Annotated in this window: 9 protein-coding genes; 2 read left to right on the top strand and 7 right to left on the bottom strand. The window is 68.1% G+C overall.

Going from position 1 to position 11977, the window contains the following annotated elements; translation table 11 throughout:
- Complete coding sequence (locus tag ACIHCL_RS33325) at positions 1-1122, bottom strand: IS701 family transposase (RefSeq protein ID WP_399867910.1); 1122 nt, start codon at positions 1120-1122, stop codon at positions 1-3.
- Positions 1123-1482: 360 nt separating this feature from the next.
- Here ACIHCL_RS33325 and ACIHCL_RS33320 point away from each other — a divergent pair, with 360 nt between their 5' ends.
- A complete protein-coding gene (locus ACIHCL_RS33320; RefSeq protein ID WP_399867909.1) occupies positions 1483-2649 on the top strand; it encodes an acyltransferase family protein in 1167 nt (388 codons plus the stop codon).
- Positions 2650-2708: 59 nt separating this feature from the next.
- Here ACIHCL_RS33320 and erm read toward each other — a convergent pair whose 3' ends face one another.
- The 6 genes from erm to ACIHCL_RS33290 all read right to left on the bottom strand — a co-directional run bounded on the left by erm (position 2709) and on the right by ACIHCL_RS33290 (position 9898).
- The gene (gene erm / locus ACIHCL_RS33315; protein WP_399867968.1) at positions 2709-3500 is read right to left on the bottom strand and encodes an ErmE/ErmH/ErmO/ErmR family 23S rRNA (adenine(2058)-N(6))-methyltransferase; all 792 of its coding nucleotides are present in this window, start codon (positions 3498-3500) and stop codon (positions 2709-2711) included.
- Between the two features lie 281 nt (positions 3501-3781).
- A complete protein-coding gene (locus ACIHCL_RS33310; protein ID WP_399867907.1) occupies positions 3782-5992 on the bottom strand; it encodes an alpha/beta fold hydrolase in 2211 nt (736 codons plus the stop codon).
- 5 nt (positions 5993-5997) lie between these two features.
- Complete coding sequence (gene rfbA, locus ACIHCL_RS33305; RefSeq protein WP_399867966.1) at positions 5998-6960, bottom strand: glucose-1-phosphate thymidylyltransferase RfbA; 963 nt, start codon at positions 6958-6960, stop codon at positions 5998-6000.
- Between the two features lie 38 nt (positions 6961-6998).
- Positions 6999-8156: a DegT/DnrJ/EryC1/StrS family aminotransferase gene (locus ACIHCL_RS33300; RefSeq protein ID WP_399867906.1), complete on the bottom strand. Its 1158-nt coding sequence runs from the start codon at positions 8154-8156 to the stop codon at positions 6999-7001.
- Complete coding sequence (locus ACIHCL_RS33295; RefSeq protein ID WP_399867904.1) at positions 8153-8653, bottom strand: sugar 3,4-ketoisomerase; 501 nt, start codon at positions 8651-8653, stop codon at positions 8153-8155. Before ACIHCL_RS33295 ends, ACIHCL_RS33300 begins: the two co-directional genes overlap by 4 nt.
- A gap of 33 nt (positions 8654-8686) precedes the next feature.
- Positions 8687-9898 carry a cytochrome P450 gene (locus ACIHCL_RS33290; RefSeq protein WP_399867902.1) on the bottom strand — a complete coding sequence of 404 codons (1212 nt, stop codon included), beginning with the start codon at positions 9896-9898 and terminating at the stop codon, positions 8687-8689.
- Between the two features lie 313 nt (positions 9899-10211).
- Here ACIHCL_RS33290 and ACIHCL_RS33285 point away from each other — a divergent pair.
- On the top strand, positions 10212-11977 hold a 1766-nt coding region (locus ACIHCL_RS33285; RefSeq protein ID WP_399867900.1), incomplete at its 3' end, for a type I polyketide synthase.

Genomic DNA, 11977 nt, shown 5'->3' with positions numbered 1-11977 from the left:
TCACCGGGCCAGGGAGGGCTCCAGGCGTCCGCGTCGGGCGCCGTTCTCGGACAGCCGCAGCGCGTGCGCGATCGATGCCAGCGTCACGTGCCGGTGCCAGCCCTGGAACGAGCGGCCTTCGAAGTCGCGGATCCCCACGCCCACGCTGACCCCGGCGAAGTCGGTGTCCACGCGCGCGGTCAACGATGCCAACCGCAGCAGTGCGCCGCGGTTCCAGGAGGTGAGGTCGGTGAGCCACAGATCCGCCGGGCGCCTGCGGTTGGCTCGCCACACCCCCAGCAGCAACAGGGTGCGCTGAGGCAGCGAACCGGTCAGCACCACGGTGTACGGTGCGACGAAACTGATGGACCCCTGCCACTCCACGGGGCGACTGAGTCGCTTCAGCTGTTCCATGAGGTGCTGGGCCGAAGCGACCTGCGGAGGCTGGCCCGGCTGAACGCGAAGGCCGGCGGGGGCGAGCGGAAGGTCGCCGCTGACACGTAACAGGAACGATTGGTCGGCCGCGGTGAGCGCTCGTACCATCCGGGGCAGCGCGGCGATCCGCGCGTCCATCACCACCGGGCGTGCCAACGCCCGGTTGGCGCGGGCGAGTTCCGCCACCATGTCAGCCAACTGCTCCTCCTCGCCATGCGCACTGAGCTGCCGGTCGTGGCGATCGCCCGGCTCACGGCCCAGCGTCAGATGCCAGTTCACCGGTGCCGCCATGGTGTCGGAGGCGAGCCAGAGCCCGTAGCTCTGCTGACAGCTGACCACCCGCCCCAGGTCCGGAACGAAACGCCGGCCCACACCGACCGATCGCCCTCCCCCTTTGTAGACCACCATCGGGCGGATCACCCAGGCATCCGGGCACACCATCTGGTCGACATAGCGGGCCAGAGCGGCGCGTACGGAACGCCAGTCCCATGTCGATCCGGCCACGAAGTGGTGCAGATTCTGATCCGCGGCACCTTCGCCGACAAACGCGGCGAGGTTCCGGGCGGTCTTGCGTCCCTGGGCGGTGAGCAGACCGCGAACGTACTGTTCGCCTCTTTTCCGCTGGTCTGCCCGGCGCAGTGAGCTGAACAGCTCCGAGCAGGTCTCCGTGACATGGGAATCGAAGTCGTCGTCCGCGCCGGCGGCCACCTTGCAGTCCGACGGTTTTGAGCCACACGAAATACCGATCATCATGACCCTCGCAAGGCGCTTGAATTCCAAGACTTGCAGGTCAGCCTCAGGTATGTCATTCCGTGAATCCAGGTGCCGAGGCCACACACTTTTCACACGCATATCGCACACCGCGCCAGCGGCAAGCCGTCACACGTGTATCCGGACGATGACATACGTGTCGCGGACGGTGACGAAACCACCATCGCCGACCGAGCAGCGGTGGGAGCACACCACATCGTGCGGCGGAGCCCGCTCTATGTCAGATACGGCTTCCCCCCGGGTGACCGGTGGCTTAGACATCTGCTTCCATCCGTCCGCCCGCCGCGAGGTCCTCACATGCCACTGCCGAAACATCTCCCCACGCTCGGCGGGATGCGCTTCATCTCCGCTCTGGTGGTATTCACGTCCCACATATCGACACAGCCGTTCTTCACGAACACCGAGATCAATTCCGTCCTGCAGTTCCCGCTGAACCGGCTGGGTCCGCTGACGGTCACGTTCTTCTTCATGCTCAGCGGTTTCGTCCTCACCTGGGCCGGTCTTCCCGACAAGTCCCGGCTGAACTTCTGGCGACGCCGCACGGTCCGGGCGTACTCGTTGCACCTGCCCGTGCTCCTCGTGACGCTGCTGATCGTGCTGGCCCTCAACGAGCCCAACATGGGCCGATCGGTATGGGACGGCCTGGTCACGAACCTGCTGCTGATCCAGTCGTGGTTCCCCGACTACCACGAGTACGGCAGCATGAACCCGGTGGCGTGGTCGCTGTCCTGCGAGCTCTTCTTCTACGCCATGTTCCCGTTCCTGTTCGCGTTCCTCACGAAGATCCGTACGGACCGGCTGTGGAGGTGGGTGGCCGGGGTGTCCGCCGCCATCGTCGCCATACCCCTGGTCGCGCTGCTTCTGCCGACCAGCGCTCCGCTGCCGTGGGACGCGAACATGCCGGAGCTGCGGTGGTGGTTCATCTACATGTTCCCGCCGGTCCGGCTGCTGGAGTTCGTACTCGGGATGCTCATGGCCCAGATCGTGATCCGAGGGCACTGGAAGGGGCCCAGGCCCCTCACCTGCGTCGCGCTGTTCACCGCGGTTTTCGCGGTGACGTTCCTGGTGCCGAACCACTTCGACCCGGGCGCGGTGACGATCCCGGTGATCGCGCTGCTGCTCGCCTCGATGGCCGCCGGTGACGTGCGGGGGGCCCGATCCTGGCTGGGCACCAGGACGATGGTCCTGCTGGGCGAACTCACCTTCGCCTTCTACGTCGTCCACTACCTGATCATCCAGTACGGCCACCGTTTCGCCGGCGGGGCCGAGGGCTATTTCCGGCAGTGGGACACACCGGCAGCCGTCGGGCTGACCGTGCTCGCCTTCGCACTGGCGCTGGGGCTGTCCGCCTTCTTGCACTTCTTCGTGGAGAAACCGATCATGCGGACTCTGGGGCGGCCGCGGCGGGCCGCGGACACCGGCTCCACGTCGAGGTCCGAGCCCTCCGTACCCGCCGCCCCCTGAGGGCTCGCGGGCGGACCTGTGCGGGGCGTGCCGTCGGCACGCCCCGCACAGGCGACGGCTCAGCGGCCGAGGAGTTCCTCGAAGAGGGTGATCCACTGGTTCGGGGTGACGTAGGCGACGACCACGCCCCGCTCCAGGCGGGCCGTCCGGAACGCAGCGGCCACCCGTCGGGGCGGGAAGCGACGGCGTAACGAGGCGTCCAGCGAACCGCCCTTGCCCGTGAACCCGGTGTCCACCAGGTCCCGGAAGTCATGCATCAGACGTGGCGGGATCAGCGTTTCCGGCCGTCGCTCCAGTCGCAGGACCGCCGAGTCGACGGCGGGGACGGGCCGAAACCTCTGGCGGCTGATCCGCTCGCCCATCCGCCATTCCACCTCCGGCCAGGTGGAGACGGTCAACCGCGACCAGCGGCCATAGCCACCGGTGCGTTTACGTGCGTATTCAAGTTGGGTGACCAGGGTGGTCGTACGCAGCCGGCGGGCGTTCAGGCACCAGTCGACGATGTCCGCGGTGTTGCCGAACGGGATGTTGCCGACCACGGAGAATGCCCCTTCGGGCTGCCGGGACTTCAAGAAGTCGCCGGTAATGACCTCGATCCGCGGATCCGCAGCGGTCGACTGACGTAATCGGTCCGCAAAGCTCCGGTCGATTTCATAGGCCACCACTCGCTGACACAATCGCGCCATCTCGCGTGTGATAACGCCATTCCCGGCACCGATCTCGACAACGACCTCCCCGGGATCCGGATCGGCGAATCGCGCAAAGCGCCGAACTGTTTCCCGGTCGATGAGGAAGTTCTGTCCGTGAACCCTTCTCCTGCGGTCGGCTTCACTCCGACCCGCCCGTTGCATCGGGTTCTGCTGCCGCGTCCCGAGGGGATACGATGCGGCCACGCGCCTGCGTCCCGGCCGATTTTCAGCCATGTGTCTCCTAGGTGGGCGCCTCCGGAACGCAGCCATTTCCTGCCGGAACCCCAACAGCGCCACTTTACTGCCTCTTTTTACTTCGCCGCCACCATGCCCTGACCTCGGATACGAAATCAAGTCGCGCTGACGAAGACGAGGAGGCCGCAGCCCGGACTGCGAGCTGCGGCCTCATCAGGAATCGCACATTGTCGAACAAATCTGCGGAATCAGTAGGTTGCGTGCGCACAGGCGATTAAGGTGCGGAGTTCGACATTGAGGTAATTTCCGTGCGCGAGCAGTTCGGTGAGCTGCCCGAGGGTCGCCCATCGGAAGCCGGGCGGGCAGTCCACCGGGACGTCCGGTCCGGCCTCGATCACCACGTAGCGGTTGCGCGCGTGATAGAAGCGCCCGCCTTCCTCGGAATGGACCACGTCGTACCGGATCCGTTCGGGTCCACAGGCCTGGACGTAGTCGAGGTACGGGACCGCCCTGCCGCACGGCTCGGCCGGCCTGCACTGAACACTCGGGCCGAATTCGGCGACGTTCAGCGTACCGACCCCGGACCGGGCCGCCACCAGGGCATGCAGCACGCCGTTGATGCGGCGGGTGATCAGAGCCACCAGCCCTTGGGAACAGGGCCGCAGCAGCGGCTGGGTCCACGACGCCACTTCGCGCTGTTCCGCGGTGACTTCGACGGCCATGATCTCGAAATGCCGGCCGCTACGGTGCCGGATGGTGGTCTCCGTCCGCTCCCAGCCGTACGCGTAGACCTGCTCAAGCGGCACACTCTGCTGACGCAGGATCCGCAGCGCCCGCACATCGGTGAGACAGCTGGTGACCGCGTGCGGCTCGTGCAGCGGCTCGGCCTTCCCGTAGAAGGACTGCCGCAGCGCATCCGCGAACCCCTCCCCGCCGTCCGGCGCCCCGCCCGCGGTCGGCAGGCAGGCCAGCACGCTGCGGGTGTCCATGTTGACCAGGTCGTCCCGCAGCATCAGCCGACGGATCTGACCGAGTGTCAACCAACGGAAGGAGTCGTCCGCATCCACCACCGAATCGGTCTCCACGACCATGTTGCGGTTGCGCTTGTGCAGGAACCAGTCGGCCTGTTCCGACTGGATGCTGTCGGCCAGTACACGCCGGTCCGGGCGCTGGATGAACCAGTCGAGGAACGGGGTCGAACGGCCGTGGTGCACCTCGTCGAAGTTGCTGCGCGTGGCCTGCACCGTGGGCGACAATTGCAGCCCGTTGACATTGCCGGGCTCCGGTTTGGCCTGCATCAAGAAGTGCAGGACGCCGTCGAATTCGTGAGCCAGGATGCCCAGGAGGCCCACTTCGGGCTGCGCGATGATCGGCTGCACCTGGTCGGCGGGGCTGCTGTCCGAGCTGGTGCGCAGCCCTTCGACGGCGAAGAAGCGCCCGGTCTCGTGGCGCAGGTCGCCGGTGCCGGGCTCGAAGTACCATCGCCTGAGCCGGTCGAACGGGATCGGTTCGGCATGGAAGTGGTGCGCCCGCGCGTAGCCGTCCAGCCACCCGGACACGTCCGCCATCGGGTGCACCGGGCTGTCGGTCGCGTCGGCCGAGATGCGCACCCGCTCGGCCGTGCGGCTTCGGTCGACGTAGTCGGCCTTGGCCACCGCCCCGGGTTCCGGGCGTCGGGCCGCCCGGTTCCTTCCCGGGAGCAGCGGAGCGATGGCGCCCATGATGACCGAGCAGACCTCGGCAGCCCGCTCGAACAGGAAGAAATGTCCGCCCGGGAAGGTGTGCACGTGCGTGCTGCCCGCCGCCACGTCGCTCCAGGCCGACGCCTCCCCCGCGCTCACATTGGCGTCGGCGGCGCCGGTGAGCACCGTCAGCGGGCAGGAGAGCGGTGTGCCCGGACGGTGGACGTAATTCCCCACCGCGTGGTAGTCGTTGCGGATCGCGGGCAGCACCAACTCCAGGAGTTCGGGATCGGCGAGCAGGCCCCGGTCGGTGCCGTCCAGGGAGCGCAGTTCGTCGATGAGCCGGTCGTCGTCGTACAGGTGCACCAGGCTCCCGACGTTCGTGGTGGGGGCCCGGCGGCCGGAGACCACCAACGCGGCCGGCCCCACCCCCCGTTGTTCCAGGGCCCGCGCCACCTCGTAGGCGACGGTGGCCCCCATGCTGTGCCCGAAGAGCACCAGGGGCGGGCCGGTCTGCGACCGCAGCACCTCGACGAGCGGGGAGACCAGGTTCTCGATGTTGTCGATCAGGGGCTCCGCCCGGCGGTCTTGCCGACCCGGGTACTGCACGGCGAGCACGTCGACCTCCTGCGGCAGCTCCCGGATCAGCGGCAGGAAGGCACTCGCCGATCCGCCCGCGTGCGGGAAACAGGCCAGCCGCACCACGGGCGCGGTGCTCCGACGGTAGCGGCGGAGCCACAGGTCGGACAGGTTACGCAGATCCGCAGATGTCGACACGGAGGTCATCGTCCTTTCCTGAGGGGCTCCCGCCACGTCCGGTCCGCACGCTCCCGGCTCGTGGGGGCCGTGAGACCGTCGGTGAGGCCGCTTCTTCCGGCCGCCTGGGACGCCACCTCCATCAGGTATTCGCCGTACGCCGAGGTGCCGAGTTCACGGCCCAGCGTCCACAGGGCATCGGCGTCGATGAAGCCCATGCGCAGTGCTATCTCCTCGATGCAGGCGATCCGCACCCCCTGGCGCTGCCCCAGCAACTGCACGTACTGGCCCGCCTGGAGCAGGGAGTCGTGCGTGCCCATGTCGAGCCAGGCGAAGCCGCGGCCCAGCTCGATCAGCCGGGCCCGCTTCTGCTCCAGGTAGACCTTGTTGACATCGGTGATCTCCAGTTCGCCCCGCGCGGACGGCTTGATGTCCGCGGCGATGTCGACAACGTCGTTGTCGTACAGGTACAGCCCGGTGATGGCGAGATTGGAGCGTGGACGGGCGGGCTTCTCCTCCAGCGACAGCAGCAGCCCCTGGTCGTCCATCTCGCCGACCCCGTATCGCTGTGGGTCGCTGACGGGGTAGCCGAACAGCACGCAGCCGTCGAGATGCCGGATGCTGCCCTGAAGGATGGAGGAGAAGCCGGGGCCGTGGAAGATGTTGTCGCCGAGGATGAGCGCAACCTGCGAATCGCCGATGTGACCCGCGCCGATCGTGAGGGCCTGAGCGATGCCGTGGGGCTCGGGCTGCTCGGCGTAGGTGATGTCCAGGCCGATCCGGGACCCGTCGCCCAGCAGCCTCCGGAACAGATCGAGGTGCTCGGGCGAGGAGATGACGAGGATCTCGCGGATGCCGGCCAGCATGAGCACGGAGAGCGGGTAGTGGATCATGGGCTTGTCGTAGACCGGAAGCACCTGCTTGGACAGCGTCCCGGTCAGCGGCCGCAGCCGGGTGCCTCCTCCGCCGGCGAGAATGATCCCCTTGATACCGCGGTCGGTGCCGGGACGCCGTCGCGTGGTTTCGGTCATGTCCGCCCCTTCACCGGCAGGAGCCGGCCGTCGACCGGCTCGGCGGCGGCGCGCAGCGCGTCCACCACGGCGTCGACCGCGTCCCGGCCCAGGTGGGGCCCCATGGGCAGGCTGAGTGCCTCGGCTGCCAGGCGTTCACTGTTCGGGTGGGTGCCCTCCGGCCCGCCGGCCGCGTCGTCGGCATAGGCCTGCGACCGGTGCGGCGGTACGGGGTAGTGGATGTGGGTCTCCACACCGGCCGCGTGCAGCCTGCGGCGCAGCGCGTCGCGCTCGGGGCTGCGGATCGCGTAGAGATGCCACACCGGGTCCGCCCAGGGCGCACAGGCCGGAACGGTGATTCCCGCGACGGAGTCCAGCGCCCGGGTGTAGCGGGCGGCGACCTGGCTCCGGTGGGCGTTCCAGGCGACCAGGCGCGGCAGTTTGGCCCGCAGGACGGCGGCCTGGAACTCGTCGAGCCGGGAGTGGGGCGAGCGCACCTCGTGCCGGTACTGCTCGCGGCAGCCGTTGTTGCGCAGCAGCCGTATCCGCTCGGCCAGGGCGACGTCCCCGGTGACCACCGCGCCGCCGTCCCCCATGGCCCCCAGGTTCTTGGTGGGGTAGAAACTGAACGCGGCCACGTGGCCGGAGCCGATCCGCCGCCCCCGGTAGAGGGCGCCGTGGGCCTGGGCGGCGTCCTCCACGACAGCCAGGCCGTGCCGCTCGGCGACGGCCAGCAGCGGGTCCAGGTCGGTGGGATGGCCGTACAGGTGGACCGGCATCACGGCCGCGGTCCGCGGGGTGACGGCCGCCTCGACGCGGGCGGGGTCCATGGACAGCCCGTCCGGGTCCGGGTCCACGGGCACCGGCTGCGCGCCGGTGGCGGAGATGGCCAGCCAGCTGCCTATGAAGGTGTGCGCGGGTACCACCACCTCGTCACCGGGGCCGACCCCCAGGGCACGCAGCGCCAGTTCCAGCGCGTCGGTGCCGCTGGCGACGCCGACGCAGTGCTCGTTCCCGCACATCGCGGCGAACTCCGCTTCGAACGCCTTCAGTTCGGCGCCGAGCAGATAGCGGCCGGACGCGGCCACCCGGGCCAGGGCCGCGTCGACGTCGGCCCGCACCTCGCGGTATGTCGCTGCGAGGTCGACGAAGGGCACGGTGAAGGCCTCGGTCACTTCAGGCTCCAGGCGTCGCGGAGAAAGGTGTCGTAGTCGCGGTAGTAGTCCGACTCCTCGTAGTGCTGGGAGGCCAGTACGAGGGCGACGGAGTCTGCGGCGAAGTCCTTCAGGACCCGCCACACCATGGGGCTGATGTAGAGTCCCGCGCCCGGCTCGTCCAGCCGGTAGGTGATGCTTCGGAAACCGTCGTCCAGCGTGATCGAGAACGCACCGTGCACGGCGATCACCAGCTGTTCCAGGGTGCGGTGCGCATGCAGTCCGCGAGGCGGCGAGGACTCGCTCTGACCATGCATGTAGTAGACGCGCTCGATGGCGAAGTCCACGGTCGTGCCGGCCTCGACGACGGAAAGGCTGCCCCTCGGATCGATGTGCTGTTCCAGTCGGATCAGCCGGCACGGCTTGATCCTGCCGACACGAACGGCATTGGACGACTCGGCTGTCTTCTCGGCGATGGCGGCGCTCCTCTCAGGCGGGCGCGACTCCACGACCGTCACGCGGACCGCGAAGCCCGGGGCCGGCGGCTCCCGTCAGCGCCACTCGATGTGGACGGGCAGGTACCTCGCGGTGAGCTGATCCGGCTCGTAGTAGCGGGCGTTGTCGTGATCGATACGGAACCCCGTGATCTGGTCCAGCATGAGTTCCAGCAGCACCTTGCCTTCCAGCCGGGCCAGGAAAGCGCCCAGACAGTGGTGGATGCCGTGGCCGAAAGCCATGTGGCGGGTGCCGCCGGAGCGCCGCATGTCGAATCTGTCGGGGTCCGGGAAGTGCTCGGGATCGCGGTTGGCCGACTGGCCCCAGGCGATCACCAGTTGCCCCTTCTGCATGGGGGAACCGAGGATTTCGGTGTCTTCCTTGAGGAAACGGAAGATGTTGTTGAAGGGGCTGCGATAGCGCAGCGTCTCCTCGATCGCGCCCGGCACCAGCTCGCGGTCGGCCTGCAGATCCGCCCATGCCTGCGGGTTCTCCTGCAGTACCAGAAAGAGGTTGCTGAGCAGAGTACTTGACGAAACATGCCCTGCGGTCAGCAGCAGCGAGACGATATTGATGATCTCCAGGTCGGTGAGCCGGCGGCCGTCCTGTTCGGCCTGGACCAGGCCGCTGATCAGGTCCTCCGTGGGACTCTCCCGCTTTGCGCGGATGTGCCCCAGGAGATATTCGGTCATCTCCCGCAGTGCGGGCGCGATCGTCTCCGCGAAGTTGTCGGGGAGATCGGGGTACTCCATGCCCTCATTGGAGAGCAGGGTGTCGACCCATTCCCGGAAAAGGTCACGGTCGCTGCTCGGGATGCCCAGGAGTTCCGCGATGACGATCACCGGCAGTGTGTAGGCGATGTCACCGACTACGTCGATGATCTCCCGACCGCGCACCCGATCCAGCAGCTCCTCGGCGATCACCTTGATCCGCTGCTCCTGAGCGGCCATCCGCCGGGGCGTGAACGCCTGACTGACCAGCTTGCGCATGGGGCCGTGGGCCGGCGGGTCCAGCGCACCGATGGTGCCTGGCCCAATGATCATCTCCAACTCGGGCGGGGTCGGCGCGACCTCGGTGAAATCCGAGGAAAAGAGCTCCGGATGATTCGAGACGGTCAGGTAGTCGTCATAGCGGAAGACCTGCCATGCCTGACGGCCATCGTCCCAGAAAACCGGATGGTGGGTCCGGTTATGGGTGAACCAGTCGAGCAGCTCCTTGGCGTTCGCGTCCTTATTGAGCTCCTTCGGCTCCGTCACGCTGTCGACCATCGGCACTCTCCTTGCGAAAGGTATTCGGGACCCTCGATGCCGGCCGAGTGTACGAACCGGCGGGTCCGTCGCCAAGACGGACCTGACACACTGACGACTCCACTCGAAAACCCTGGTCAAGACCGAGTCCGGGCCCGTTCGCCGTCTCCGTCTTCCGGCACGTCCGGCGCGTTCGCGGCTTCCGACTCGTCTCTTCCCGGAACCTGACATATTCGCCGCGGCAGCGTTGTGGCGTTCCTTCGCCGTGTTGTTGAGTCACTCAGCGAGTTCTGGTTTTGGTCCGTCGCGGGCGTATCGGAGGGGCAGGAATTCCATGGCACAGCATGGTGACACCGCGGCGCAAGAGGCGCAGGGCACGAAGAAAAGCGAAGACCGGTCTGACGCCATTGCCGTCGTCGGTATGTCATGCCGTTTTCCGGGCGCACCGGGCAAGGCGGAATTCTGGCGGTTGCTGAGCAGCGGCGGCGAGGCGGTGGGCCGGGCGGCCGACGGGCGGCGGCGCGGCGTGATCGACTCTCCCGCCGACTTCGACGCCGCGTTCTTCGGCATGTCGCCCCGCGAGGCCGCCGCCACCGACCCGCAGCAGCGCCTGGTGCTGGAACTCGGTTGGGAGGCCCTGGAGGACGCCGGGATCGTGCCGGAGTCACTGCGCGGTGAGACGGCCGGCGTGTTCGTCGGCGCCATGAACGACGACTACGCGACGCTGCTGCATCGCGTCGGCGCACCGGCCGGCACCTATACAGCCACCGGCCTCCAGCACTCGATGATCGCCAACCGGCTGTCGTACGTCCTCGGCACGCGCGGGCCGAGCCTGGTGGTCGACACGGGGCAGTCTTCCTCACTGGTCGCCGTGGCCCTCGCGGTGGAGAGCCTGCGATCCGGAACGTCCCGGATCGCCGTCGCCGGAGGCGTCAACCTCGTCTTTGCCGAGGAGAGTTCGGCCGCCATGGAGCGGATGGGCGCGCTGTCGCCCGACGGCCGCTGCCACACCTTCGACGCCCGCGCCAACGGCTACGTACGCGGCGAAGGCGGCGCCGTCGTCGTCCTCAAGCCCCTCGCCGACGCGCTGGCCGACGGCGACCGGGTCTACTGCGTCGTACGAGGCGTCGCGACCGGCAACGACGGCGGCGGCCCGGGGCTGACCGTCCCGGACCGCGCCGGCCAGGAGGCAGTGATCCGGGCGGCATGCGCCCAGGCCCGAGTACGCCCCGCGGACGTGCGGTTCGTCGAACTGCACGGAACAGGGACCCCCACCGGTGACCCGGTCGAGGCCCACGCGCTCGGCGCGGTGTACGGCGCGGGACGGCCGACGGACATGCCGCTGTTGGTGGGCTCCGTCAAGACCAACATCGGGCATCTGGAGGGTGCCGCCGGTATCGCCGGGTTCGTCAAGGCCGCGCTGTGCCTGCGCGAACGGGCCCTGCCCGCCTCCCTGAACTTCGAGACGCCCAATCCGGCGATACCACTGGAGCGGCTCCGGCTGAAGGTACAGACGGGCTACGCAGAGCTCCGGTCGGACGCAGAGAGTGGCCCGCTGCTGGCCGGGGTCAGTGCGTTCGGGATGGGAGGGACCAACTGCCATGTGGTGTTGGAGGAGCTGGACGGGGCGACGAGGCCGGCTGAAGGGAAGCCTGGTGGCCTCGTTGTGGAGTGTGACGAGTCACGCCTCTTCTCCGCGTCGCCGATGCTTCTGCTCTCCGCCCGCTCCGACGGGGCATTGCGGGCGCAGGCAGCACGTCTGCGTGAGCACATGGAACGCACCGGTGCCGACCCGTTGGACGTCGCCTACTCCCTGGCCACCACACGGACCCGGTTCGAGCATCGCGCGGCAGTGCCGTGCGGCGATCGGGACCAATTGGCCTCAGCCCTTGACGGACTCGCCGAGGGGCAGGTCCCCAAGGGAGTGAGGATCGGCAGCGCGGATGGCGGTGGTCGTCTGGCGATGCTCTTCACCGGGCAGGGGGCCCAATACTCCGGCATGGGGCGGGAACTCTACGCAACCAACCCCGTATTCGCCGCCGCCCTCGACCACGTCTGCGCCGAACTCGAACAACACGGCACCAAAAACCTCCAAGAGGT

The organism is Streptomyces sp. NPDC052042, from assembly GCF_044548345.1.
Classification (GTDB): domain Bacteria; phylum Actinomycetota; class Actinomycetes; order Streptomycetales; family Streptomycetaceae; genus Streptomyces.
Note: the sequence above shows the minus strand (reverse complement) of the source record. Positions and strands in the feature narration are given on the sequence as shown.

Excerpts from the sequence above, each read along its gene's own strand:
- ACIHCL_RS33320 (WP_399867909.1), top strand. The coding sequence starts at position 1,483 with ATGCCACTGCCGAAACATCTCCCCACGCTCGGCGGGATGCGCTTCATC.
- erm (WP_399867968.1), bottom strand. The coding sequence starts at position 3,500 with ATGCAACGGGCGGGTCGGAGTGAAGCCGACCGCAGGAGAAGGGTTCAC.
- ACIHCL_RS33290 (WP_399867902.1), bottom strand. The coding sequence starts at position 9,898 with ATGGTCGACAGCGTGACGGAGCCGAAGGAGCTCAATAAGGACGCGAAC.